The organism is Micrococcus sp. FDAARGOS_333 (assembly GCF_002206575.2).
Taxonomy (GTDB): domain Bacteria; phylum Actinomycetota; class Actinomycetes; order Actinomycetales; family Micrococcaceae; genus Micrococcus; species Micrococcus lylae.
Genome location: NZ_NJFJ02000001.1, coordinates 1310724 through 1336298 on the forward strand (window position 1 = coordinate 1310724; position 25575 = coordinate 1336298).

Here is a 25575-nt window from a genome sequence, read left to right on the forward strand (position 1 = left end):
AAGGACCCGTCAGACATGCAGATCGCCTACCTCCTCGCCGATCCCGGCATCGGCCCCTTCGGCACGAAGGGCGCCTCGGTGCACGTCCAGGAGATCACCCGAGCCCTGCGCGGCCTCGGCCACGAGGTCACCGTGTACTGCCTGCGCCGCGGGGACAAGAAGGGCGTCGAGTCCGTGCCCGCGGACCTGGCGGACCTGAAGGTCGTGGTGGTCCCGGTCGCCTCCGCCGCCGGCTCCGCCGAGCGCGAGGTTGAGCTGCGCCGCGCCGGGGACCGCATGCTGGCCGCCGCCGCGGCCGACGGCGCAGACCTGGTCTACGAACGCTACGCCCTGTTCTCGGACGTCGGCGCCCGCCTGGCCGCCACCCTGTCCCAGAACGCCGGCCGCCGGATCCCGCTGGTGATGGAGGTCAACGCCCCGCTGGTGGCCGAGCAGTCCGCGCACCGGTCCCTGCATGACGTGGACACCGCCCTCGCCCTCACCGAGTCCGCCCTGTCCGCCGCGGACGTGGTCTCCTGCGTCTCCGAGCCGGTCGCCGCCTGGGTCCGCCGGGACGTGCCGGCCGCCGCCGCGGCCACCGTGGTCATCCCGAACGGCGTGAACACCGAGCGCATCCGCCCCCTCGCCCGGCACGCCGCCTCCGGCACCGTTCTGCACGACGACGGCCGCTCGCCCGAGCCGTCCGCCCGTGGGTTCACCGTGGGTTTCCTCGGCACGCTGAAGCCCTGGCACGGCACCGAGACCCTCCTGGACGCCGTGGCCGCCGCCGGTGCGGCCGCCGCCGACTGGAGGATCGAGTTCTGCGGCGCCGGACCCCAGCTGGAGGCCCTGCGCGAGCAGGCCGAGCGCCTCGGCCTGGGTCAGGCGACCACGTTCCACGGGGCCGTCGCCCCGGAGTCGGTGCCGGCCGTCGTCGGCACCTGGGACGTGGCCACCGCCCCGTACCCGCGGCCGCAGAACCCGGAGGACCACTACTACTCCCCGCTGAAGGTCTACGAGTACCTCGCCGCCGGGGCCTCCGTGGTGGCCTCGGCCGTCGGGGAGATCCCGCAGGTCCTCGGCGCCGGCGAGCCGGACGCCGAGGGCGTGGCCGTCGGCAGCCGCGGCGTGGCCGTCCGCCCCGGCGACGCGCAGGCGCTCGCCGCCGCGCTGACCCGGCTGGCCGCGGACCGGGAGCTCACCGCCGCGCTCGCCGCCGCCGGCCGCGCGGACGTTCAGGCCCACCACACGTGGGGCCACCGCGCCGCGGACCTGCTCCGCCTGGTCCGGGAGCGCACCGCCTGATGACGTCCTCCCCGAAGACGAGGTCCCGGAAGCAGCAGGGGCCGGGCCCGACCCGCCGCACCCTCGCCCTCATCCGCCCGCACCTGGGCGAGCACCGCACGCTGATCCTGGTGGGCATGCTCGCCCTGGTCGGGGACGTGGTCTTCCGCATCCTCGAGCCGTGGCCGGTGAAGATCGCCGTGGACGCCGTGACGGTCGCCCTCGGCGCGCAGGTCTCCGCCGCCACCGGGCTGAGCGGGGACATCACCGGCACCCTGGTGACCTGGGCGCTGATCCTCGCCGGCATCGTGGCCGGGCGCGCGGTCTGCAACTACATCTCCACCATCGCCTTCGCCAAGACCGGCGTGAAGGTGGTGACCCGGCTGCGCGCACGGGTGTTCGACCACATCCAGTCCCTGTCCCTGCGCTACCACACGCAGGCCTCCGTGGGAGACACCTCCCAGCGCCTGGTGGGGGACATGGGCCGCCTGCAGGAGGTCGCGGTCACCGCGGGTCTGCCGCTGATCGGCAACCTGCTCACGGTGGTGGTGCTGTTCGCGGTGGTCATGGTCCTGAACCCCACGCTGTCTGTGGTGGTGCTGGCCACCGGGGCCGTCTACCTGGTGATCTCCAGAATCGCCACGCCCAAGATCACCCGGGCCTCCCGCAAGACCCGCAAGGGCGAGGGCGCCCTGGTCGGGGACGCCGCCGAGGCGCTCGGTGCCATCCGGGTGGTCCAGGCCTACGGCCTCGAGGACACCGTGGCCGCCGGCTTCGCCGCCGGCAACCAGAAGGCGCTGAAGGCCGGCATCAAGGCGCGCAAGCTCGCCGCCGGCCTGGAGCGCTCCACGGACGTGCTCGTGGGCCTGTCCACCGCCGTGGTCCTCGGCTTCGGAGGCCTGCAGGTGATGCAGGGCGCCATGACACCGGGGGACATGGTGCTGTTCCTCATGTACCTGAAGACCGCCATGAAGCCGCTGCGGGACATGGCCAAGTACACCGGACGCATCGCCCGCGCCGCCGCCTCGGGCGAACGCATCGCGGACCTGATGGACGAGCAGATCGAGATCCAGGACCCCGAACACCCCGTCCCCATGAAGCAGGTGGCCGGGGACGTGGTCTTCGACAGGATCTGCGCCAAGGACGGCCACGGCCGCCCGCTGTTCACCGGGCTGGACCTGATGATCCCGGCCGGGCAGCGTGTGGGCCTGCTCGGCCCCTCCGGTGCCGGCAAATCCACCCTGGTCGGCTACCTGCTGCGCCTGGCGGACACCGGCTCCGGCGCCGTGCTCGTGGACGGCTACGACACCCGCAAGGTCACCCGTGCGGACCTGCGCTCGCACGTGTCCATCCTGCTCCAGGAGTCCGTCCTGTTCGCCACCACCGTGCGGGAGAACATCCGCTACGGTCGCCTGGACGCCACGGACGAGCAGGTCGAGGACGCCGCGGTCCGCGCCGGTGCGGACGAGTTCATCAGGGCGCTGCCGCAGGGCTATGACACCATGCTCGGCGCCCGCGGAGACACCCTCTCCGGCGGTCAGCGCCAGCGCATCGCGATCGCCCGCGCCCTGGTGCGCCGCGCACCGATCGTCATCCTGGACGAGCCCACCACCGGCCTGGACCCGGCCTCCCGCGCCCTGGTGGAGGACTCCCTCTGGACGCTCACCCAGGGCCGCACCACGCTGGCCATCACCCACGACCTCTCGATGATCCGCGAGCTGGACCGCGTGCTCTGGCTGGAGGACGGCCGGATCGTGGAGGACGGCGCCCCGGCGGAGCTGCTCTGTCGCCCGGACACGCGCGTGGCACAGTGGGCCGCGCAGCAGCGCGTGGCAGCGGCCGAACGTCAGGAGGAGAGCGCATGACCCCCCGACCAGCACACGGCCGACGCCGAGCGCACCGCGCTCACCGCCCTGCCCGGCGTGGAGCAGGTCCTCTCGGACGCAGGCCTGTCCCGGATCATCGGCCGCCGCGTGCAGGCCGTGCACGAGCGCGTGAAGCCCGGGCGGTCGATCGTCGTCTCCTGGCGTGCCCTCGGCGCGGACGGCACCGAGCCGCTCGACGCCCCGCTCGCCGAGGCCGGCCACGGCTGGCTGATGCTCACCCGGGACCAGGACAAGGCGGACTCCGCCCTGCGCCGCGCCGAGCGCATCGGCCGGGCCGACCACGTCCGCGTCCACCGCCGGGACCCAGACGCGCTTGTGCTCTGGGGCAGCCTCTGGACCGATCCGGCGCTCGCGGTGCCCCTGGACCGTGCCCGCACCGCGCTCGCCGAGCGCCGCCCGGGCGCCGCCTGGACCGTGCTGCGCCACAACCCCAGGCGCCGCGCGGTCGTGCGGGTGGGGGACGAGGTCGTCCGCATCCACGCGCGCCGCCTGGACGAGCCCGGCGGCATGGTCGCCACCGTCGCCCGCTGGGCCGCCGCCGGGGTGCCGGTGCTGCCGCTCGAGCCGGTCGGCATCAAGGGCACCGCCGCGTCCTCCCCGTACTGGGGCGCCGGGGACCTCCAGGCCGTCCCTGTCGCGTCCGCGGCCGAGGCCGCCGGAGAGGCGGTCGCCGCCGTGCACGCCCTGCCCGCCGCCGGCTCGCCGCTGCCTCCGCTCGTCCCGGACGCCCCGGCCGCGGCCGAGGCGATCGCGTCGGCGGCGGCCTGGATGGGCGACGCCGTTCGGGACGCCGCCGCGCACCTGCAGCCGCTGCTCGAGGCCTCCTGCGCCCAGGAGCCCGCCGTGGAGCTGCACGGCGACTGGTCCCCGGACCAGGTCCTCACCGCCGCCGCCGAGGGCACCGGGGGAGTGCGGATCATCGACGTGGACCGCGCCCGCACCGGCCCCGCCGCCGTGGACCTCGGCTCCTGGAACGCCGCCTGCCGCCGGGAGGAGCTGCCCGCGCTCGCCGACGCCCACGCCGCCGGCCACGCCCGCGTCCACGGGGAGGTCGACCGCGTCACCGTGCTCGCCTGGGAGGCCTACGCCCACCTGGCCGCGGCCGTGGACCCGCTGCGCCACCGCCACGCGGACTGGGCCGAGCAGATCACCGGCCGCGTGGTCCACCTGCGCGCCTGCCTGCGAGAGCTGGAGGCCGCCCGCGCCGTCGCCGCCGGCTCAGACCGTCCCGACGACGGCTCCGCGACCTCCGCCTTGTCCGTGCCCCTCGGTTCGTCCGTCACCGCCGGTTCGCCCGTCGCCTCGGGCTTGCCGGCCGACCAGTCGCCGCTGCCTGTCAGGGTGCCGCCGACCGACCAGTCGCCGCTGCCCACCGCGCTGCCCCCGGCCGAGGTCGAAGCCGAGGGCCGTCTCTGGGCCGTGGACCGCTGCTGGCCCTCCGGCGCGGATGGCGAGCTGGCCGTGGAGGTCTCCAGTGGCGGTGCCCTGCGCGCCGGGCACTGGCGGGACGGCTCCCTCGAGCTCTCGCCGGCCGGCACCGATCCGACGCTGAAGGCCCTCGCCCCGCTCGTGGCCGCCGGCGGCACCGTGGTCTCCTGGCGTCCCCGCAAGCGCGCAGTCGTGCGCACCACAGGTGCGGAGGCGGAGGCCTTCACCAAGGTCGTCCGCGCCGGCAAGGCCCAGGGCATCCTGGACGGCATCGAGCGGGCCCGACCGTTCGAGGCCGGCTTCCGCACCCCGCAGGTGCTGGACTCCACCGATGCCACGGTGACGTTCGCGGCCCTGCCCGGCCGCAGCCTCCACCACCAGTCCGCGTTCACCGCCGCCGAATGGTCCCGGGCCTGGGCGGAGATCGCCGAGGCCCTCGCCGCGGCCCGCCGAACCCGCCCGAACGGTGCAGCCGAGAACGCCAGCATCCCCGCCCCGGAGGCCCTGCCCGTGCAGGAAGCGGCGGCCCTGCCCATCCACGGCCCGGCGCAGGAGGCCGCCGTTCTGGCCGACTGGCTCGAGCGGACCGCCGCCTGGACCGGGGCGCAGCCCCGGTTCGCCCGCGCCGTGGAGAAGGTGGGGCAGACGCTGAGGGGACTTCCCGTCGTCGGGAACGTCCCGACCCACCGGGACCTGCATGACAAGCAGCTGCTCTGGGACCCGGAGCTCGGTCCCGGGCTGCTGGACGTGGACACCGCCTGCCTGGGCGATCCGTCCCTGGACCTGGGCAACCTGCGCGCCCACGCGCTGTGGCGCCAACGGCAGGGAGCCTGGTCTGCGGCCCGCGCGGACGTCGTGCGCCGCACGGTGGACGAGCTGGCCCTCGCCGAGGGCCTGCCGGCGCCGCGGATCGGCCTCTACGAGCACGCCACCCTGCTGCGGCTGCGCTGCGTCTACGCGCTGCGTCCCCGCTACGCGCAGGCCGCGGCCGACCTCGAGGCCAAGCTCACCGGTCGGCTGTAGGCTGGACCCACCATGGCTGAAACTGACTTCGCCGCAGAGATCTCTGCTCTGCGCCACACCCTGTCCTCCATCGAGCAGGTGTCCGACCTCGAGAAGATCACAGCGGACATCGCGGACCTCGAGCAGCAGGCCGCCGCGCCGGACCTGTGGGACGATCCGGAGGCCGCACAGAAGGTGACCTCCAAGCTCTCACACCGCCAGGCCGAGCTGAACCGCCTGAAGAAGCTCGAGGAGCGCATCGACGACCTCGAGACGATGGTGGAGCTCGCCGCAGAGGAGGACGAGCCGGACCTGCTGGCCGAGGCCGACTCGGAGAAGGACTCCATCGCCAAGGCGCTGCAGGACCTGGAGGTCGTCACCCTGCTCTCCGGCGAGTACGACCCGCGCGAGGCCGTGGTGACCATCCGCGCCGGCGCCGGCGGCGTGGACGCCGCGGACTTCGCCGAGATCCTCATGCGCATGTACCTGCGCTGGGCGGAGCAGCGCGGCTGGTCCACCAAGGTGATGGACACCTCCTACGCGGAGGAGGCCGGCCTGAAGTCCGTGACCTTCGAGGTCAACGCCCCCTTCGCCTACGGCACCCTGTCCGTGGAGGCCGGCACGCACCGCCTGGTGCGCATCAGCCCCTTCGACAACCAGGGTCGGCGCCAGACCTCGTTCGCCGCGGTCGAGGTCGTCCCGCTCATCGAGTCGGACGACTCCATCGAGATCCCCGAGTCGGACCTGAAGGTGGACGTGTTCCGCTCCTCGGGTCCGGGCGGCCAGTCCGTGAACACCACCGACTCCGCGGTCCGCATGACGCACGTCCCCACCGGCATCGTCGTGTCCATGCAGAACGAGAAGTCGCAGATTCAGAACCGCGCCGCCGCCCTGCGCGTGCTCCAGTCCCGTCTGCTCCTGCAGCGCAAGGCCGAGGCGGACGCGAAGAAGAAGGAGCTCGCCGGAGACGTCAAGGCCTCCTGGGGAGACCAGATGCGCTCCTACGTGCTGAACCCGTATCAGATGGTCAAGGACCTGCGCACGAACCATGAGGAGGGCAACCCGTCCTCCGTGTTCGACGGCGCGATCGACGACTTCATCGACGCCGGCATCCGCTGGCGTGCCGCCCAGATCAAGGAGGCCGCCGAACAGGCCTGATCCTCCCGGCGCGTCGGTGCCGGCTTCCCGACGACGGCCGGTCGCCTCCGCACGGAGGCGACCGGCCGTCGTCGTGCGACCGAAGGGAGCCGGCCGTCGTCGTGCGCCCGGAGAGAAGGTCCGGGGTGGTGGAGGGGGCGACGCGCAGGCCGCACACGGTGGCCGACCGGGTGATCCAGGTCATAGACTGGGAGACAGAATCCAGTTCATCCCGATTAACTGACAGCGGGGCCGGAGTGTGCGCCCCGCGGAAGTGGAGTCACCATGGCCGAGCAGAACGCCGCCCCCGCCCCGCAGCCGACCGACGCGGTGATCGTCGGCGGCGCCCGCACTCCGTTCACCCGACTGCTCGGCGCCCAGGCCGGCCTGGCCGCCACGGAGCTCGGCGCGCACGCCATCAAGCACGCCCTCGAGCGCGCCAGCGTCCCGGCCGCGGACGTGGACATGGTCTACATGGGGCAGGTCGTGCAGGCCGGTGCCGGCCAGAACCCGGCCCGCCAGTCCGCCCTTGCCGCGGGCATCGCCTGGGACGTGCCGGCCATGACCATCAACAAGGTCTGCCTCTCCGGCCTCACCGCCGTGATCGACGCCGCCCGCCTGATCCGCCTCGGGGAGGCGAAGGTCGTGGTGGCCGGTGGCCAGGAGTCCATGACCAACGCCCCGCACCTGCTGGTCGGCGCCCGCAAGGGCTACAAGTACGGCCCCACCACCGTCCTGGACTCGGTGGCCTATGACGGCCTCACCGACGCCCTGTCCAAGGAGGCCATGGGCGAGCTGACCGAGTCCGGCAACGGGGAGCGCGGCCTGGACCGCGCCGCCCAGGACGAGATCGCCGCCGGCTCCCACCAGCGCGCCGCCCGGGCCCAGGCCGACGGCGTGTTCGACGTGGAGATCGCCCCCATGGAGATCCCGCAGCGCAAGGGCGATCCGGTGGTGGTCTCGCAGGACGAGGGTGTCCGCGCGGACACCACCGCCGAGACCCTCGCCGGCCTGCGCCCGGCCTTCGCCAAGGAGGGCACCATCACCGCCGGCAACGCCTCCCCGCTGTCCGACGGCGCCGCCGCCGTGATCGTCGCCTCCCGCGCCTACGCGGAGGAGAAGGGCCTGCAGATCCTGGCCACCGTCGGCGCCCCGGGCCAGACCGCCGGCCCGAAGGACTCCCAGCTGCACTCCCAGCCGTCGGACGCCATCAAGGCCGCCCTGTCCACGCAGGGCTTGGAGGTCAAGGACCTGGACTTCATCGAGATTAACGAGGCCTTCGCCGCCGTCTCCCTGCAGTCCCTCAAGGACCTGGACTACTCCGCCGAGCACTGCAACGTCAACGGCGGCGCCATCGCCCTGGGCCATCCGATCGGCGCCTCCGGCGCCCGCCTGGCCCTGACCGCCGCGCATGAGCTGAACCGCCGCGGTACCGGTCGTACCGCGGTCGCCCTCTGCGGCGGCGGCGGTCAGGGTGAGGCCCTGGTCCTGTTCCGCTGAGCGCGCTTCCTCCTGCGGCCGTGGGGCCGCAGGAGGACAGTGACCCACGACGGCGGCCACCCGCCTGACGCAGGCGCGCGGCCGTCGTCGGGAAGCAGCCCGTCCGAGCCAGGAGGTCCCTCGACATGAGCGGGAACGCCACCACCCTGTCCCTGTCCGGGCGCCGTGCCGTGGTGACCGGAGGCGCCTCCGGCATCGGACGGGCCTGCGCGGAGGCCTTCGCCGCCGCCGGCGCCGAGGTCACGGTCGCGGACGTCTCGGCCGAGGCCGCAGAGACGGTGGCCGCGGAGATCGGCGGCACGGCCTGGGCTGTGGACCTGTCCGAGACCCGGGCCCTGGACGAGCTGGAGCTGGACACGGACATCCTGGTCAACTGCGCCGGCATCCAGCGGATCGACCCGATCCAGGACTACGACCCGGACACCTGGCGCCTGATCCACCGCATCATGCTCGAGGCCCCGTTCCTGCTGATCCGCGCCGCCCTGCCCGGCATGTACGAGCGCGGTTTCGGCCGGATCATCAACATCTCCTCGGCCCACGGCCTGATCGCCTCGCCGTTCAAGTCCGCCTACGTGGCGGCCAAGCACGGCCTCGAGGGGCTGTCCAAGACGACGGCGCTCGAAGGCGGCCCGCACGGGGTGACCTCGAACTGCATCAACCCCGGGTTTGTGCGCACCCCGTTGGTGGAGAAGCAGATCACGGACCAGGCGCGCACCCGCGGCATCGGCGAGGACGAGGTCCTCGAGAAGGTCCTGCTGGCCGACGCCGCCGTGAAGCGCCTGGTGGAGCCGGAGGAGGCCGGCGGCCTCGCCCTGTGGCTGGCCACCGAGCACGCCGCGCTCGTCTCCGGCGCCTCGTACACCATCGACGGCGGCTGGACCGCCCACTGACCGAGCGGCCTCGCCTGCGGGCGCGGCCGCGACACCGACCCTGCACGTTCGGGCCGAGCCGGCCCGGAACCTCAAGGAGGAGGACACATGAGTCTGGACAAGACCGTGGCGACCCCCGCGGAGGCCGTGGCGGACATCCCGTCCGGCGCTTCGCTGGCCGTCGGAGGCTTCGGCCTCTCCGGCAACCCGATCCAGCTGATCGAGGCCCTGCTGGACCAGGGCGCCGATGAGCTGTCGATCGTCTCGAACAACTGCGGCGTGGACGACTGGGGCCTGGGCATCCTGCTGGGTGCGCGCCGGATCGCCAAGATGACCAGCTCCTACGTGGGCGAGAACAAGGAGTTCGCGCGCCAGTATCTGGAGGGCGAGCTGGAGGTTGAGCTGGTCCCGCAGGGCACCCTGGCCGAGAAGCTGCGCGCCGGCGGCGCCGGCATCCCCGCCTTCTACACCCGCTCCGGCGTGGGCACCCAGGTGGCCGAGGGCGGCCTGCCCATGCGCTACGACGCCGAGGGCAACGTGGTGAAGGCCTCCGAGGCCAAGCCCACCGACACCTTCGTCCTCGGCGAGGGCTACGTGACCGTGGACCCGGCCGAAAACGAGGTCTATGCCCTGGAGAAGTCCATCGTCACCGACTTCGCGCTCGTGCACGCCGCCAAGGGCGACAGGCACGGCAACCTCGTCTTCACCAAGGCCACCCGCCAGTTCTCCCTGCCGGCCGCCACGGCCGGCAGGGTCTGCATCGCGCAGGTCGAGGAGCTCGTGGAGCCCGGTGAGATCGACCCGGACGAGGTGCACCTGCCCGGCGTCTACGTCCACCGGATCGTGGAGGTCGGCAAGGACATCGAGAAGCGCATCGAGAAGCGCACCGTGCGCAAGGCCAAGGAGGAGCAGTCCCGATGAGCCAGACCACCAAGCCCACCGGCCTGACCCGTGAGGAGATGGCTGCCCGCGCCGCCCAGGAGCTGCCGGACGGCGCCTACGTCAACCTCGGCATCGGCATGCCGACCCTCATCCCGAACCACATCCCGGACGGCCGCACCGTGGTGCTGCAGTCCGAGAACGGCATCCTCGGCGTGGGCCCGTACCCCACCGAGGAGAACGTGGACCCGGACCTGATCAACGCCGGCAAGGAGACCGTCACCGTCAACCCGGGCGCCTCCTTCTTCGACTCTGCCCTGTCCTTCGGCATGATCCGCGGCGGCAAGATCGACGTCGCCGTGCTCGGCGGCATGGAGGTCTCCGCCGCCGGCGACCTCGCCAACTGGATGGTGCCCGGCAAGATGGTCAAGGGCATGGGCGGTGCGATGGACCTGGTCCACGGCGCCGGCCGGGTGATCGTCATGATGGACCACGTGTCCAAGGACGGCACCCCGAAGATCGTGGACCAGTGCACCCTGCCGCTCACCGGCAAGGCCGTGGTGGACCGCATCATCACCGACCTCGCCGTGATCGACGTCGTCGGCACGCCGGAGCAGCCCGAGCTCAGGCTCGTCGAATGCGCCCCCGGTGTCACCGAGGACCAGGTCCGCGAGCTGACCGGCGCGACGCTGAGCTGAGGGCCGCCGCCGTCTCCGACTCCGCTCCGCCGGCTGTGCCGTAGACTGATGCGTCCGCATGCCCACGCCGGGCATGCGGACGCACCCGTGTGCAGACCGAGCGGAAGGAAGGGAACCATGGGCAAGAACTCGAAGGGCAAGGCCGCGAAGCAGCCGGCCCCGGGCGAGCGCGTGGTCATCGCGACCAACCGCAAGGCCCGCCACGACTACACGATCTCCGACACCTACGAGGCGGGCATGGTCCTCACCGGCACCGAGGTGAAGTCCCTGCGCGAGGGCAAGGCCTCCCTGGTGGACGGCTTCGCCGTCTTCTACCGGGACGAGCTCTGGCTCGAACAGGTCTACATCCCGGAGTACCTCAACGGCTCCTGGACCAACCACACCGCGCGTCGCCGGCGCAAGCTGCTGCTGCACCGCGCCGAGCTGACCAAGATCAGCCGCCAGATCATGGACCCCGGCATGACCATCGTCCCGCTGTCCCTCTACTTCAAGGACGGCCGCGTGAAGGTGGAGATCGGCATCGCCCGCGGCAACCGCGAATACGACAAACGCCACAGGCTGCGCGAGAAGCAGGACCAGCGCGAGGCCCAGCGGGCCATGCGGATCCGCAACCGTCGTGCCGGAGTGGCCTGACCGTCGTCGGGACGCGCCCGGCGACGCCGTGGCCCCGCCGGTCGCACGGCGAAGCCGCCGAAGGATGTGCCGCTCGCACGGCGAAGCGGCCGAAAAACCCGCCGGCCCTGGGGAATGGAACCGGGGCGTGGTAGGTTATGGAACTCGCAGGCCGCATCAGCGGCGGCACTGCACAGTGGTGATTGACAACTCCATAGTGGGAGTCGTCCCCGACCACGGGGCCGATCGGTTTCGACGATGCATGTCGCGACAGGGGAAGCGGGCCGAGGATGCAGAGTCATCTCGTCAACGCTCTCTGCACACCAATAAGTGCCGAATCCAAGCGCACTGACTTCGCTCTCGCTGCCTGATCAGTGATCGAGTCCGTCACCCCGAGGTTGCTATCGCCTCGGACCGTGGCGTCAGCTAGATAGCCACTGGGTGTCACCCTCGCCGGGGGTCGTGGCACCGACATCAATCCGGCTGGGCCCGGGCTGTCCGCCCGTCTGCGGGACGGACAGGGCCGAGCAACACCCGCAGCAGACTGCGCCCGGAGAAGCCCTGACAACACTGCATCGGACGCGGGTTCAATTCCCGCCGGCTCCACGCACCACACTCGGAAGGCCCCGGAACCCTCACGGTTCCGGGGCCTTTCCGCGTGTTCTAGCGGATTTTGCCTAGGCCTGTCACCTGCCATCAATGGCCGCTGTCACTCAGGCCGTACCAGGTACTTAGACCGCTGTCGGACACGGAACGAGGGCGGCGTGGCAAGAGGCAACGTACGAAAGACACCCCGGGGAATCACCACCCTGCCCAACGGCAGGTTCCGTGCCCGCCTGATGGTGGACTACGTGAACCACACGCTAGGCACCTTTGATCGTGTCTCAGACGCCGACGCAGCACTAGGTGTGATGTCCGGGGACGTTGTTGCGTGAACAGCTGACAGGCGAAGGCCTTCCGTTGCGAGAGTGGAGTTGTCGACAAACCGCTCACACGAACAGACGACCTTCATGTCCCACGCTCACGCCGCCCTGACCCCTCGCGCCCGCCTACGCCTGGCCAAGGACATCGTCGAGGAACACTGGCCGGTCGCCGCCGCGGCCAAGATGTTCATGGTCTGCCCACCCACCGCTCGCAAATGGGCCACACGCTTCCGGGCCGAGGGACCTGCAGGGATGGCAGACCGGTCCAGCCGGCCGTCCACGACGCCGACCAGAACACCGCCAGCGGTGGTGAAACAGATCGTGGCCGCCCGATGGCGCCGACGCCTGGGGCCGGCACAGATCGCCGGAGAACTCTGGATGCCGGCCTCCACCGTCCATGCCGTGCTCGTGCGCTGCCGGATCAACCGCCTCGCCCGTCTGGACCGGGTCACCGGCGAGCCGATCCGCCGCTACGAGCACCCCCACCCCGGCTCGCTGATCCACGTCGAGGTCACCACGTTCGGCCGCATCCCCGACGGGGCGGACACCGATTCGTCGGGCGCCAGCAGGGCATGAAGCACCGCGCGGTCGCCTACTTCGCGCATCTGGGCGTGCAGGTGGAGCGGGTGCTCTCGGACAACGGCTCGGCCTACCGCTGGCATGTCTGGCGTGATGCCTGCACCGAGCTCGGGATCAAGCCCAAGCGGACTCGGCCCTACCGGCCGCAGATGAACGGGAAGATTGAGCGGTTCCATCGCACGCTCGCTGACGGGGGCCTACGCCCGGTTCTATAGCTCAGAGACGCAGCGCAGGGCCGCGTTGCCTGGATGGCTGCACTTCTACAATCATCATCGCGTCCACTCCGCGATCGGCGCAGCGCCTGCCACCAGGCTCCACAACCTCCCTGGACATCACACCTAACCGACGTTCAGTGCGACCAGCTGCTCCGGTGTGCCAGTCACGAACAGGCGCAGATGCACTTGTTCGTCCACGACTCTCCAGTCGACGAAGGAGAGCAGGCGCTCTCGACCGCGACGACCTCGGCAGCCTCGTGGACGAGGACGACGCCGGCCAGCCCCAGCACGCCGAACAGGGCGAGCGGGAACAGGACGACGATGATCGCCAGCGCGAGGGCGATGTTGGCCGTCATGATTCTCCGCCCGCGCCGCGCATGCGTGAGGGCGGCGGGGATGAGACGCAGGTCGTGGCCGGTGAAGGAGATGTCGGCCGACTCGACCGCGGCGGCCGAGCCGGTCGCACCCATCGCGATGCCGGCGGCGGCCGTGGCCAGCGCCGGTGCGTCGTTGATGCCGTCGCCGACCATCGCCGTTGGGCGCGCGGTGGCCAGCTCCGTGATCGCGGAGGCCTTGTCGGCGGGCAGCTGCTCGGCGCGGACCTCGTCGATGCCCGCCTCGGCGGCCTCGCCGTCGGCCTCGACGACCACGACGGTCATGCCGGCCTCGGCCTGCCCCCGCCGGTCGCGGCCGCGTTCGTCCACGTCGGCAGCGAGACCGCGTTCATCCTCAATTCCGCCAGGCTCATCCCGGGCCGCAGGCGAGACTGATCCCGTCATTCGCTGGGCCGTGACGTGGTCGAGCCCCGAGTTCGGCGGCGATCCGACCCGGCTCCGTTCCTCAACCGGCCAGCTGCTCGGACTCCGGCGAACCGTGCAGCGAGCACAGCTTCACGTCGTCGCCGGTGAGGGCGAGGAACTTCTCCGCGGCGGCGAAGAGCTCGACGAGCGCCTCGGGGTGCTGCAGCGAGTAGACCGAGGCGCGGCCCTCGGGGCGGGAGACGACCAGGCCGGTCTCCTTGAGGCTGGCCAGGTGCTTGGAGACGGTGCTCTGGGACAGGCCCAGGTGCTCGGTGAGGTCGACCACCCGGTGCTCGCCGAGGCGGAGGTGCTGGAGGATCACCAGGCGCGAGGGATCGCTGAAGCTGTGGAAGAGGCAGGCCGCGGCCGTCATCTCAGAAACCTCGTCCGCCCAGGTCGCCGGTTCCGCAATCGCACTCTTCATCGCCATATGACGATGATACTCCTTCTCGGTCATGGATACGCTCCGCGACGCCGTGCGCTCAGTCGTGCTTGACCGAGGCGGGCTCGTGCTCGGCGATGTGCTCGGTCTCGACCTGGAACGTGGAGTGGTGGATCGAGACCTCGAAGTGTTCGGCGACGCAGTCTTTGGCGGCGTGCAGGGTCTCGGCGGCGTGGCCGTCGGTGAAGCACTCGTCGTCGACGACGATATGGGCGGTCAGCGTCGGCAGGCCGGTCGCGACGGTGGAGGCATGCAGGTCGTGGACGTCCTTGACGTGGTCGAGGGCGAGGATGTGCTCGCGGACCTCGTCGAGGTCCAGGCCCTTGGGGGTGAACTCCATGAGCACGCCGACCGTCTCGCGCATGAGCTTGAACGCCCGAGGCACGATGAGGGCTGCGATGAACAGGCCGGCGACGGCGTCGGCCTGCTGGAAGCCGGTCGTCGCGATGACGATCGCGGCGACGATCACTCCGAGCGACCCGAGGGCATCATTGAGAACTTCGAGGAACGCGGCACGCATGTTGAAGTTCGAACCGCGGCTGGAGGCGAGGATGGTGATGGCGATGATGTTCGCGACCAGGCCGATGATGCCGAATATCAGCAGTTCGCTGGCGGGCACCTCCGGCGGCTCGAACAGTCGCCGGATGCCTTCGATGGCGGCGTAGGTGCCCACCGCCAGCAGCAGTGCCGACTGTCCGAGGGCTGCGATCACTTCGATACGCCGGAACCCCCAGGTACGCTTGGAGTTGGCGGGCTTGAGCATCAGCGTCGCGGCGATCAGTGCAACCAGTAGCCCGGAGGCATCGGTAATGGCATGGGCGGTGTCGGTCAGCAGTGCGAGGCTGCCGGTGACGACGGAGCCGACGGCCTGCGCGACGACGATCGTCGCGGTGATCGAGAATGCGATCCAGAGTTTCTTGCGGAAGTCCCCGGGATGTCCCGCCTCGCCGGCCGAGTGGCCGTGGTCGTGTCCTGCGCCCATGTCTGCTCGTTCTCCATCTCCTCCGCGGATCGGCGGCCGCGGCTCTCCCATTGATTCATCGACGTGCGACGATGCTAACGCATTTGGGCGATGATGACGACTCTTGGCGATGCGGTGCACGACACGCACCGAAGGCCTGTGGCGAGGAAGCCGCGCCCCGGCCTGAGGACGGGAGTCGTCCTGAGACCGGGGCGCGGCTGTCGGAGGTGCCTACGGGATTCGAACCCGTGTGGGCGGCTTTGCAGGCCGCTGCCTATCCCCTCGGCCACGGCACCGCAGGTCTCAACCCTCGTCGCCCAGGGTGAGCCCGGCGACGAGGTTGAACGCTCCGGTGAGGTTGTTGAGGGAGACGACGCCGACGACGTCGGCGATCGCCCGGTCGCTGTAGCCACATCCCCGGAGCTCGTCGACCTGCTCGTGGGTGATGGACGCCGGCTCGCGGTAGACCTGGAGGCCGAGCGCGATGATCGCGGCCACCTCCGGACGGGTCGCGGTGCCCAGCTGCGCGAGCTCGATCTCGTAGTCGGCGACGCCGAGCGACCGGGCCGCCTCGATGTGCGAGGCCAGGCAGAGGCCGCATCCCTGCTGCTCCTGGACCGCGATGGAGATCAGCTCGCTGCTCGCCCGGTCGAGCTTGGTGCGGCGCATGGCCTTGCCCAGGCCGAGGCAGCCGCCACGCACGGCCGGCGAGTGGGCCATGGTGGCGACCATGTCGCCCACGGTGCCGTGGCGCTCGACGAGGTCGCCGAGCAGGTGGGACGAGACCATGACCGTGACCCCGTCGTCGGCCAGTCGTCGCAGGAGTTCCCGGATCTCCTCGATGCCGGCGGGGTCGAGGCCATTGGTCGGCTCGTCAAGGATGAGCAGCTTCGGCTGCCGAGCCAGGGCCATCGCGATGCCCAGGCGCTGCTTCATCCCCAGGGAGTAGTTGCGGACCTTCTTGTCTATTGAAGCGCCCTGGGCGCTTGAGGAGTCCGCCCGTCCTGTGCTCCACCGTGTCGCCGTGGAGTTCTCGCCCGTTCCGCCGGGTGCGCTCTATGCAGGCCGTCAGGTGCCCCGTAGCCGATCGTTGTGGGGCCGTCGGCTTACGGGGTGCCGAGAATCAGGGAGGGAAGGTGCAGGGCCGTCAGGACTGCCACGGTGAGGGCAGTGGAGACGGTGGCGCGCACGATGGGGCGCACTGCAAGAAAGAGGGGGTTACGGGTGGGCTGGGCCATGACGTCACGCTCTGTTCGTGGTGTCCATACCGCCGACGGCGGCAACCGTGCGGGGGTTTTACTTTGACCACTGATGGACCGTGACTGGACCTAGAGTGCATCTGCCCTTGTCAGAGCCGGAAAGGGGTAGCCTCCCGCCGGCTCCACGCACCACACTGGGAAGGCCCCGGAACCCTCACGGTTCCGGGGCCTTTCGCGTCTGTGGGCTCTGAACTGTGCAGGCGTCGGTAGTAGCGTGGAGCCATGAGCGACATGATCTACAACCGTCTCGGTTCCTCCGGCCTCCAGGTCTCCCAGTTCAGCTTCGGCTCCTGGGTGACCTTCGGCACCCAGGTCGACGTGGGACTGGCCAGGGACCAGATGGCCGCCGCCAAGGAGGGCGGCGTCAACTTCTTCGACAACGCGGAGGTCTACGCCGGCGGCGAGTCGGAGACCATCATGGGCCGCGCCCTGTCCGAGCTCGGCTGGCAGCGCCACGAGTACGTCGTCTCCACCAAGCTGTTCTGGGGCATCCATGACGGTGTGGTGAACATGAAGAACACCCTGAACCGCAAGTACTTGATGCAGGGCATCGACGGCTCCCTCGAGCGTCTCGGCCTGGACTTCGTGGACCTCGTGTTCTGCCACCGCCCGGACCCGAACACTCCGATCGAGGAGACCGTCTGGGCCATGAGCGACATGATCAGCCAGGGCAAGGCCCTGTACTGGGGCACCTCCGAGTGGAGCGCGGACGAGATCCGCGCCGCCTGGAACATCGCCGAGCGCCACCACCTGCACAAGCCCGTCATGGAGCAGCCGCAGTACAACCTGCTGCACCGCACCAAGGTGGAGAAGGAGTTCGCCCGCCTCTACGAGGACATCGGCCTCGGCCTGACCACCTGGAGCCCGCTGGCCTCCGGCATCCTCTCCGGCAAGTACGTGGACGGCATCCCGGAGGGCTCCCGCGGCGCTCTGAAGGGCTACGACTTCGTGAAGGACTCGATCGCCGACGAGCAGATCACCGCGAAGATCCGTCAGCTCGTGGACCTGGCGAAGGAGCTCGACGTGACCGCCGCCCAGCTGGCCCTGGCCTGGACCGCGTCCAACCCGCACGTTTCCACCGTGATCCTCGGCGCCTCGACCGTGGACCAGGTCCAGGAGAACCTCAAGGCCCTCGACGTGATCGAGCTGGTGACCGACGAGGTGCGCGAGCGCCTGGAGACGATCTTCGCCTGAGATGCGGTGCTGGGCGGCGAGAGGTGTCGCGCCCCGGCCCACCAGGCGCATGATGGTGGTGTCCCATGTTGTCAGAGCAGATCAGGAGGTTCCCCATGAGCACCATGCGCGCCGCTCGCTTCCACGGACAGAAGGACATCCGCATCGACGAGATCGACACCCCCACCGCCGGCCCGGGGCAGGTGCTGGTGGACGTCGCCTGGTGCGGCATCTGCGGCACGGACCTGCACGAGTACCTCGAGGGCCCGATCTTCGTCCCGCAGCCCGGCCACCCCCACCCGGTCACCGGGGAGGAGCCGCCGGTCACCATGGGCCACGAGTTCTCCGGCGTCGTCGCCGAGCTCGGCGAGGGCGTCACCGACCTCGAGGTCGGCGACCACGTGGTGATCGAGCCGTACATCATCCGTGAGGACGTGGACACCGGGCCGGAGTCGAAGACCTACCACCTGTCCCAGGACATGAACTTCATCGGCCTCGGCGGCCACGGCGGCGGCCTGGGGGAGAAGGTCGCCGTGGAGCGCCGCTGGGTGCATCGGATCTCGAAGGACGTGCCGCTGGACCAGGCGGCGCTGATCGAGCCGCTGACCGTCGGCTTCCATGCCGTCGAGCGTTCCGGGGTGAAGGCCGGTGACGTCGCCCTGATCGGCGGCGCGGGCCCCATCGGCCTGCTCACGGCGGCGGTCCTGAAGGCCCAGGGCGTCACGGTCGTCATGTCGGAGCTGTCCCAGCTGCGCCGCAAGAAGGCGGTCGAGTCCGGCGTCGCGGACCACACCTTCGACCCGCGGGAGACCGACGTCGTCGAGGAGGTCAAGAAGCTGACCGACGGCCGTGGAGCGGACGTCGCGTTCGAGTGCACCTCCGTCCAGGTCGTGCTCGACACGCTGATGGACGCGGTGAAGCCCCGTGGCGTGATCGTCATCGTCTCCATCTGGGGCCAGCGCTCGGACTTCGACATCCACAAGCTCGTGATGAAGGAGATCGACCTGCGCGGCACCATCGCCTACGTGAACAATCACCCGGCGACCATCGAGCTCGTGGAGTCCGGCAAGATCGATCTCGCCCCGTTCATCACCGGCAAGATCGGTCTGGACGGTCTGGTGGACGAGGGCTTCGACACCCTCATCCACCGCAACGAGACCGCGGTGAAGATCCTCGTCTCGCCCTCGGGCAAGGGGCTGTGACCTCCACTCGGCCCCTCTGATCCGGTCCCGAGGTGATCGGGGGCTCCTGGATGCAGTACGATCGTCCGATCCGTGACGCCTGTCACGGAATCCACGCGTCACTCGCACTTCAGGAGCCCCCCATGTCACCCTCCCACCGTCACGCGGGGGAGAAGGCCGCCGCCCCGCCGGACCGCACGATCGGCATCGGCACCGTTGCCTTCGCCCTCATCGCGATCGTGTCCATCGCGACAGCCTCCTACTTCTCCGTCCGTGCCGCGGGCACGGACGACGACCTGCGGTCCAACCTGACCTACATCGCCCCGGCCGGCGTCGGCGGCGGCTGGGACTCCTTTGCGCGTGAGGGCCAGCAGGCCATGCGCAGCGAGGGCATCGTGAACAACGTGCAGGTGGTCAACATCCCGGGTGCCGGCGGCACCATCGGGCTGAGCAACTTCGTCACCACGTCCGGTCAGGCGAACACGATCATGGCCACCGGTGCGGCCATGACCGGCGGCATCGCCACCAACGACTCCCAGTACACGCTCGAGGACGTGCGCCCGATCGCCCGCATAGCGGAGGACTACAACGCGTTCATCGTGAAGGCGGACGCCCCGTGGAACACCATGGAGGAGTTCGTCGAGGCCTGGAAGGCCGACCCGAAGGGCATGGTGTGGACCGGCGGCTCCGTCGGGTCCATCGACCACCTGGTGATCGCCCAGCTGGCCATCGACGTGGGCATCGACCCGAATGACCTGACCTTCATTCCGAAGGCCGGCGGCGGCGAGTCGGTGCAGTCGCTGATGGCGGGCACCGCGGACATCGCGGTGACCGGCTTCAACGAGGTCGGCGACCAGATCGACGCCGGTCGCGTGAAGGGGTTGGCCATCACCGCTCCGGAGCGCTTCGACGACTACCCGGACCTGCCGACCTTCAAGGACCTCGGCTACGCCGTGGACCTGGTGAACTGGCGCGGCATCGTGGCCGCCCCGGGCGTGTCGGACGAGGAGTTCGCCTCCCTCGAGCAGATCGTCACGGAATCCCGTGACTCGGCCTCCTGGAAGGACTCCCTGGAGCGCAACCGCTGGGAGGACTCCTTCCTCACCGGCCCCGAGCTCATCGACTTCATCCGGGAGGACCAGGCCAAGGCCCGCGAGCTCGTGAAGGAGCTGGGACTGTGAGCATCGACCAGAAGACCGCTGCGCAGGCACCCGCCTCCGCGCGCACCGCACCCGAGCCGCCGGCAGGCTTCGGCCACGGCCGCTCGGGACTCGTCGTCCCGCTGATCCTCGCCGTCTTCAGCACCTACCTGCTGATCGGCGTGCTCACCATGGAGGTGCCGGAGGGCACGGACCCGCCGGGTCCGACCTTCTTCCCGACCATCGTGCTGGTGGCCGGCTACGTGATCGCCGTGCTGCTGGCGCTGCGGATCCTGAAGACCCCGGAGCCGGCGGAGCCGGCGACCTTCGGCGAGCACGACGACGTCTCGGACGAGGAGCGCCGCGCCGCCGAGGAGGCCGCGGCCGTGCAGTATCCGACGTTCACCGACTGGCGCTGCGTCGCCTGGGCCGTCGGCGGCTTCCTGGCCTTCGCCGCACTGCTGCAGTTCGCCGGCTGGATCCTGGCGGCGGCCCTGCTGTTCTGGTGCGTGGCCCGCGCCATGGACTCCCGCACCCCGCTGCGTGACGTGGTGGTGGCGTTGACGGTGTCCTCGATCGTCTACCTGGCCTTCGGCGTCGCCCTGGGCCTGAACCTGCCCTCGGGCCTGATCGGAGGTGGCTTCTGATGGAGGCACTGTCCCTGCTCATGGAGGGCTTCGCCCACGCGTTCACCCCCATGAACCTCGTGTTCGTCCTCGTCGGATGCCTCCTCGGCACCGCGGTGGGCGTCCTGCCCGGCCTGGGCTCGTCCATGGCCGTGGCGCTGCTGTTGCCGATGACGTTCGCCCTGGACCCGACCGCCGCGTTCATCATGTTCGCCGGCGTCTACTTCGGCGGCCTGTTCGGCGACTCGACCATGGCCATCCTCATGAACACCCCGGGCCAGGCCTCGGCGATCGCCTCCACCTTCGAGGGGCACAAGATGGCCCGTGCCGGCCGCGCCCCGCAGGCGTTGGCCACCGCGGCGATCGGTGCGTTCATCGGTGGCATGGTCTCCTGTGTGCTGGTGGTCTTCCTGGCCCCGGCGCTGGCGGACCTGTCCGCGAACTTCGGCCCGGCCGAGTACTTCGCGCTGGCCCTGTTCGCCTTCGTGGCGACCTCCTCGGTGGTGGCGGACGACGTCCTGAAGGGCCTGCTGGCCCTCGTGCTGGGCCTGGGCATCGCCACGGTCGGCATCGACTCGGTCTCCGGCGCGGAACGCTTCTCCCTGGGCGTGCCGCAGCTGTTCGACGGCGTCTCCCTGGTGACCGTCACCGTCGCGCTGCTGGCCCTCGGCGAGGTCTTCCACGTGGCCTCCCGCATCCGTCGCGACCCCGCCGCCCGCTCGATCCCGTCCGCCGGTCGGCCGTTCCTGTCCGGCGCCGAGTTCCGCGAGGCGCTGCCGGCCTGGCTGCGCGGCACGGGCATCGGCCTGCCGTTCGGCGTGGTCCCGGTGGGCGGAGCGGACGTGCCCACGTTCATCGCGTACGGCGTGGAGAAGAACCTGGACAAGCGCCGCACGACCCCGATGTTCGGCAAGGGCGCGATCCGGGGCCTGGCCGCCCCCGAAGCCGCCGGCAACGCGACCACCGGCACCGCCATGGGGGCCCTGCTCGCCCTGGGACTGCCGGTCTCGGCCACCGCGGCGATCATGCTGGCCGCCTTCCAGCAGTACGGTCTGCAGCCGGGCCCGCTGCTGTTCGAGCGTGCGCCGGACCTGGTCTGGGGCCTGCTGGCCTCGTTCTTCATCGCGATGATCGTGCTGCTGGTGCTGAACCTGCCGTTCGCCCCGCTGTGGGCCAAGCTGCTGCTGATCCCGAAGCCGTACCTGTTCGGCGGCATCGCGGTGTTCTGCGGCCTGGGCGTCTACGCCACGTCGGCGTCCACGTTCGACCTGTTCCTGCTGACCGGCCTGGGCTTCCTCGGATTCCTGATGCGCCGCTACTCGGTGCCGCTGGCGCCGCTGCTGATCGGCATGGTCCTCGGCCCGCTCGCCGAGACCTCGCTGCGCGACGCCCTGATGTCCTCCGGCGGCGACTACTCCGTCTTCGTCGACAGCGGCATCACGATCGCGGTCTACGTGCTGCTTGCGCTGGCCATCGGCATCTCGATCGTCGGCCGCGCCCGCGCCGCCCGCGCGGAGAAGACGGCCGCCGGGTCGGCCGTCGAGCACGAGGAGGTTCCGGCCGGACGCTGACCGCCCCCCTTCCCGACGACGGCCCCTCACCCGGCCCTGCCGGCCCACCCTCCGCGGTGGGCCGGCAGGCGGAGGCGAGGGGCCGTCGTCGTGCCCTGGCACCGGTAGAGTCCTGCCGGAGGGCCGCCACCGGGGTGCCCCCGGCGTGGAAAGGCTCCTGGCATGGATGCTGCACTGTTTCGTGAGACCCTCATCGGCGACGTCGGGCTGATCGGCATCCTGCTGCTCGTCGCCGTCGTGCTGCGGGCCAAGGTCCGCTTCTTCCAGTGGCTCGTGATGCCGGCCCCGGTGATCGCCGGGCTGCTGGGGTTCCTCCTCAGCCCCCAGGTGGCGGGCACGTGGGGCCTGGGCGTCGGCGGCTGGACGTTCACCGGCCTGCCGTTCTCCGCGTACATCGGCTCCTACACCACCCTCCTCATCGCCGTGGTGTTCGCCTGCATGGCGCTGTCCCAGTCCTTCTCCTTCACGAGGATGAACGGCCCGCTGGCCGGGTTCGCCGGGTACGGGGTGCTCATGTCCGCCGGGCAGGTGGTCGTCGGCATGCTGTTCGTGCTGCTCCTGCTGGGCCCTGCGATGGGCACCTCGGACGGCATCGGCATGGTGCTGTTCGCCTCCTGGTCCGGCGGGTTCGGCACGTCCGCCGCCCTCGGCGACGTCTTCGCCGGCGCCGGACACCCGGAAATCACATCCATCGCCTTCACCTCGGCCACCGTGGGCATGCTCTCCGGGATCACCGGCGGCGTGGTCCTGGCCAAGATCGGCTCCGTCCGCGGCCACACCCGGGCGTTCAACACCGCCGACGCGTTCACCCCGTCGGTCCGCACGGGCGTGCTGGAGCACGACGACCGCCCGGTCGCGGCCCGCCACACCATGTCCGGCTCGTCCCTGGAGACCCTCACCCTGCACGTCGCCCTGGTCGGCGTCGTCCTCGCCCTCGGCTGGCTCTTCATGACCACCACCGCAGACCTGCTCGGCGACTTCGCGCTGCCGCTGTTCGCCAGCGCCTTCCTGGCGGGCATCGTGGTGCGGTGGTGCGTGGTCCGCAGCGGCGCCGTCCGCGTGATGGACCCGAAGACCTTGAAGTCCCTGTCCGGGATGGCCTCGGATCTGCTGATCGTCTGCGGCATCGTGTCCATCGAGCCGGCGTTCGTGGCGGACCATCTCACGGAGCTGGTCCTGCTGTTCGTCCTCGGCCTGGCGTTCTGCCTGTTCCTCGGGCTCGTGGTGGCCCCGCGGTACCTGGGCGAGAGCTGGTTCGAGAAGCAGATCTTCACCTGGGGCTGGGCCACCGGCTCCGTGGCCACCGGCATCGCCCTGCTGCGCATCGTGGACCCGGAGCTCGAGTCCGGGACCGTGGAGGACTTCGGCTACGCCTACATGCCGCTGATCCCGGTGGAGGGCGCCGCGGTGGCGGTCGCGCCCCTGCTGATCGTCGCCGGAGCGCCCTGGGCGGTCGTGGCGATCTGGGGCGTCATCGCCGTCCTCGGCGCGGTGGTGATGGTGCGGCAGGGCGGCCCGGCCGAGCAACGCACGGGTCCGGCCACCGCCGCCCGAGTCTGACCGTCCCGAGGGCCGTCCCCGCGGGCCGGTTCAGAGGGGCGGCTCAAGGGCCCAGGCGCCCACCCAGAACCCGACGACGAAGGCGACAACGCCCAGGCCCAGGTGCAGCGCCCAGATTCGCGCGGCACGGGCCAGAGCGGCCTTGCGGGTGCCGGCATCCGCGGCGGCGTCCACCGCCTGCAGAGCCAGCGTGGAGAAGGTGCCCAGGGCCAGCGCGAACGTCGCGGCGACCGGGAGCGTGAACGGCGCGTGCGGCAGGGCCGAGAGCAGCGGCACGGCCGCGCCGAGTACCAGCGCGGCGAGCACATTGGCGGCGAGGACACCCCGCGGGGACAGCCACCGGTCCAGGGCGAAGCGGAGCATGGCGCCGCACGCGCCGGCCAGGGCCGTGGCCGGCAGCAGGGCGGGGGAGTCCAGCAGGGTCATCGTGCGGCCTCCCGCGCCGGGTCCGCAGCCCCCGAACGGGACCCGGCACGAAGCCCCGCCCAGGCGCACAGCGTGCCGGCGGCGGCGACCGCAGCCACCAGCAGCAGCCCGGCGCCGAGACCGCCGAGGATCCGCTCGGCGGACGCCGTGCCCGGCGCGGACAGCGCTGCGGTGACAGGGGTGCCCAGCAGCGCCGCCAGCGCGCTGAAGGAGGTGTAGGCGCCCAGCACCCCGGTGCCCAGGGCAGCGGTCACCCGTTCGTCCCACGGCGCCCGGGACGTCCGTGCCCGGCCGTTGAGCAGGCCGAGCAGGAACGCGCCGAGCAGGTTGGCCACCACCATGGCGGGGGTGCTCCCCGCCGCGGGGCCGAACAGGGCCAGACCCGGGCCGTCCAGCAGCGCGTGGGTGCCGGCGTTGAGCAGCACGCCCACGGCGCCGCCGAGGCCCACCCACAGCAAGAGGGGACCGGGCAGGCGGCGGCGCGGGGCCGTCGTCGGGAAGGAGGAGGCGGAGCCCGAGCCGGAGGCGCCCGGGCGGGCCGGCTCAGCCATCGGCGCGCAGGCGGCCGAGGACCTCCTCGTGGAGGTGGCCGTTGGTGGCCAGGGCGTTGCCGCCGAAGGGACCCTCCTGGCCGTCCAGGGAGGTGAAGCGGCCGCCGGCCTCGCGGACGATCGGCACCAGGGCGGCCATGTCATGCAGGGCCAGCTCCGGCTCGCAGGCGATGTCCACGGCGCCCTCGGCCAGCAGCATGTAGGACCAGAAGTCGCCGAAGGCGCGCACCCGCCACACGTCCGAGGTCAGCTCCAGGAACGGGCGGATCTGGCCGCGCTCGCGCCAGCCCTCCAGGGAGGAGAAGGACAGCGAGGCGTCCGAGAGCTCGGAGACGCCGGAGACGTGGATGCGCTCGGCGCGGGTCAGGGAGGTGCCTGCGAAGGCGCCCTGCCCGTTCGCGGCCCACCAGCGGCGGTGCAGGGCCGGGGCGGAGACCACGCCGAGCACCGGCTCGCCGTCCTCCAGCAGCGCGACCAGGGTGGCCCACACGGGGACGCCGCGCACGAAGTTCTTGGTGCCGTCGATGGGGTCGATCACCCAGGTGCGGCCGTCCCGGCCCTCGGTCTCGCCGAACTCCTCGCCCAGGATGCCGTCGCGGGCACGGGCGCGGGACAGGGCGGAGCGGATGGCCTCCTCGGCGGCGGTGTCCGCGTCCGAGACCGGCGTCAGGTCCGGCTTCGTGGAGACGTCCAGGTCCAGCGCCCTGAAACGGGACATGGTGAGGGAGTCCACGTTGTCCGCGAGCATGTGGGCCAGGCGCAGGTCTTCGGTGTGGTCCTTGTGCTCCCGCGGGGCACGGGCGGCGGGGGCGGTGGTCTCGGCTCCGGTGCTCTCCATGGGCCCCACGCTATCCTGTCCGGTCCGCCGCGGGGCAGAAGGAGCCGCCGATCCTCA

The 25575-nt window shown here is 71.2% G+C and carries 21 protein-coding genes, 1 tRNA gene, 1 other RNA gene and 2 pseudogenes; 17 read left to right on the forward strand and 8 right to left on the reverse strand.

Annotation, left to right across the window (positions count from 1 at the left end):
• Positions 1-15: 15 nt before the first annotated feature.
• From CEQ11_RS05875 to CEQ11_RS05925, 11 genes and pseudogenes are all read left to right on the forward strand, one after another.
• Positions 16-1284 carry a glycosyltransferase family 4 protein gene (locus tag CEQ11_RS05875; protein ID WP_088478042.1) on the forward strand — a complete coding sequence of 423 codons (1269 nt, stop codon included), beginning with the start codon at positions 16-18 and terminating at the stop codon, positions 1282-1284.
• Positions 1284-3128, forward strand: coding sequence for an ABC transporter ATP-binding protein (locus CEQ11_RS05880; protein ID WP_088478043.1), 1845 nt, complete (start codon positions 1284-1286; stop codon positions 3126-3128). Before CEQ11_RS05875 ends, CEQ11_RS05880 begins: the two co-directional genes overlap by 1 nt.
• A gap of 57 nt (positions 3129-3185) precedes the next feature.
• Positions 3186-5600, forward strand: a complete 2415-nt coding sequence (locus tag CEQ11_RS05885; RefSeq protein WP_088478044.1) for a hypothetical protein — start codon at positions 3186-3188, stop codon at positions 5598-5600.
• Between the two features lie 12 nt (positions 5601-5612).
• A complete protein-coding gene (gene prfB / locus CEQ11_RS05890) occupies positions 5613-6737 on the forward strand; it encodes a peptide chain release factor 2 (RefSeq protein WP_088478045.1) in 1125 nt (374 codons plus the stop codon).
• 264 nt (positions 6738-7001) lie between these two features.
• Complete coding sequence (locus CEQ11_RS05895) at positions 7002-8216, forward strand: acetyl-CoA C-acetyltransferase (RefSeq protein WP_088478046.1); 1215 nt, start codon at positions 7002-7004, stop codon at positions 8214-8216.
• A gap of 125 nt (positions 8217-8341) precedes the next feature.
• Positions 8342-9106 carry a 3-hydroxybutyrate dehydrogenase gene (locus CEQ11_RS05900; RefSeq protein WP_088478047.1) on the forward strand — a complete coding sequence of 255 codons (765 nt, stop codon included), beginning with the start codon at positions 8342-8344 and terminating at the stop codon, positions 9104-9106.
• Positions 9107-9193: 87 nt separating this feature from the next.
• Positions 9194-10006: a CoA transferase subunit A gene (locus tag CEQ11_RS05905; RefSeq protein ID WP_088478048.1), complete on the forward strand. Its 813-nt coding sequence runs from the start codon at positions 9194-9196 to the stop codon at positions 10004-10006.
• Positions 10003-10662, forward strand: coding sequence for a CoA transferase subunit B (locus CEQ11_RS05910; RefSeq protein WP_088478049.1), 660 nt, complete (start codon positions 10003-10005; stop codon positions 10660-10662). Before CEQ11_RS05905 ends, CEQ11_RS05910 begins: the two co-directional genes overlap by 4 nt.
• A gap of 117 nt (positions 10663-10779) precedes the next feature.
• Positions 10780-11295, forward strand: a complete 516-nt coding sequence (gene smpB / locus CEQ11_RS05915; protein WP_088478050.1) for an SsrA-binding protein SmpB — start codon at positions 10780-10782, stop codon at positions 11293-11295.
• Between the two features lie 217 nt (positions 11296-11512).
• Positions 11513-11883: a transfer-messenger RNA gene (gene ssrA, locus CEQ11_RS05920) on the forward strand.
• A 401-nt stretch (positions 11884-12284) separates the two neighbouring features.
• Positions 12285-13118: pseudogene (locus CEQ11_RS05925) on the forward strand (leucine zipper domain-containing protein).
• Positions 13119-13155: 37 nt separating this feature from the next.
• Here CEQ11_RS05925 and CEQ11_RS05930 read toward each other — a convergent pair.
• The 5 genes and pseudogenes from CEQ11_RS05930 to CEQ11_RS13470 all read right to left on the reverse strand — a co-directional run.
• Positions 13156-13617: pseudogene (locus tag CEQ11_RS05930) on the reverse strand (HAD-IC family P-type ATPase); the annotation flags it as partial.
• A gap of 214 nt (positions 13618-13831) precedes the next feature.
• Positions 13832-14215 carry a metalloregulator ArsR/SmtB family transcription factor gene (locus tag CEQ11_RS05935; RefSeq protein ID WP_088478928.1) on the reverse strand — a complete coding sequence of 128 codons (384 nt, stop codon included), beginning with the start codon at positions 14213-14215 and terminating at the stop codon, positions 13832-13834.
• 58 nt (positions 14216-14273) lie between these two features.
• Positions 14274-15215 carry a cation diffusion facilitator family transporter gene (locus CEQ11_RS05940; protein WP_088478051.1) on the reverse strand — a complete coding sequence of 314 codons (942 nt, stop codon included), beginning with the start codon at positions 15213-15215 and terminating at the stop codon, positions 14274-14276.
• A gap of 204 nt (positions 15216-15419) precedes the next feature.
• Positions 15420-15490 (reverse strand) — tRNA-Cys (locus tag CEQ11_RS05945).
• A gap of 7 nt (positions 15491-15497) precedes the next feature.
• Positions 15498-16130 (reverse strand): AAA family ATPase, encoded by a 633-nt coding sequence (locus CEQ11_RS13470; protein WP_088478052.1) that lies wholly within the window; start codon positions 16128-16130, stop codon positions 15498-15500.
• A gap of 545 nt (positions 16131-16675) precedes the next feature.
• Here CEQ11_RS13470 and CEQ11_RS05955 point away from each other — a divergent pair.
• The 6 genes from CEQ11_RS05955 to CEQ11_RS05980 all read left to right on the forward strand — a co-directional run bounded on the left by CEQ11_RS05955 (position 16676) and on the right by CEQ11_RS05980 (position 23703).
• Positions 16676-17647, forward strand: a complete 972-nt coding sequence (locus CEQ11_RS05955) for an aldo/keto reductase (RefSeq protein ID WP_227718758.1) — start codon at positions 16676-16678, stop codon at positions 17645-17647.
• A 104-nt stretch (positions 17648-17751) separates the two neighbouring features.
• Positions 17752-18828 carry a 2,3-butanediol dehydrogenase gene (locus CEQ11_RS05960; protein ID WP_088478930.1) on the forward strand — a complete coding sequence of 359 codons (1077 nt, stop codon included), beginning with the start codon at positions 17752-17754 and terminating at the stop codon, positions 18826-18828.
• A 122-nt stretch (positions 18829-18950) separates the two neighbouring features.
• The gene (locus CEQ11_RS05965; protein WP_102957495.1) at positions 18951-19988 is read left to right on the forward strand and encodes a tripartite tricarboxylate transporter substrate binding protein; all 1038 of its coding nucleotides are present in this window, start codon (positions 18951-18953) and stop codon (positions 19986-19988) included.
• Complete coding sequence (locus CEQ11_RS05970; RefSeq protein WP_227718759.1) at positions 19985-20593, forward strand: tripartite tricarboxylate transporter TctB family protein; 609 nt, start codon at positions 19985-19987, stop codon at positions 20591-20593. The genes CEQ11_RS05965 and CEQ11_RS05970 overlap by 4 nt, the downstream gene beginning before the upstream one ends.
• Positions 20593-22143, forward strand: a complete 1551-nt coding sequence (locus CEQ11_RS05975) for a tripartite tricarboxylate transporter permease (RefSeq protein ID WP_070639852.1) — start codon at positions 20593-20595, stop codon at positions 22141-22143. Before CEQ11_RS05970 ends, CEQ11_RS05975 begins: the two co-directional genes overlap by 1 nt.
• A 162-nt stretch (positions 22144-22305) precedes the next feature.
• On the forward strand, positions 22306-23703 hold the full coding sequence (locus CEQ11_RS05980) for a sodium/glutamate symporter (protein WP_067189110.1): 1398 nt from the start codon (positions 22306-22308) through the stop codon (positions 23701-23703).
• Between the two features lie 30 nt (positions 23704-23733).
• Here CEQ11_RS05980 and CEQ11_RS05985 read toward each other — a convergent pair whose 3' ends face one another.
• The 3 genes from CEQ11_RS05985 to hisN are packed head-to-tail and all read right to left on the reverse strand — an operon-like array spanning position 23734 to position 25518.
• The gene (locus CEQ11_RS05985) at positions 23734-24129 is read right to left on the reverse strand and encodes a CrcB family protein (protein ID WP_067189118.1); all 396 of its coding nucleotides are present in this window, start codon (positions 24127-24129) and stop codon (positions 23734-23736) included.
• Positions 24126-24680 carry a hypothetical protein gene (locus CEQ11_RS05990; protein ID WP_070639849.1) on the reverse strand — a complete coding sequence of 185 codons (555 nt, stop codon included), beginning with the start codon at positions 24678-24680 and terminating at the stop codon, positions 24126-24128. Before CEQ11_RS05990 ends, CEQ11_RS05985 begins: the two co-directional genes overlap by 4 nt.
• Positions 24673-25518 (reverse strand): histidinol-phosphatase, encoded by an 846-nt coding sequence (gene hisN / locus CEQ11_RS05995; RefSeq protein ID WP_083315373.1) that lies wholly within the window; start codon positions 25516-25518, stop codon positions 24673-24675. Before hisN ends, CEQ11_RS05990 begins: the two co-directional genes overlap by 8 nt.
• Positions 25519-25575: the final 57 nt, after the last annotated feature.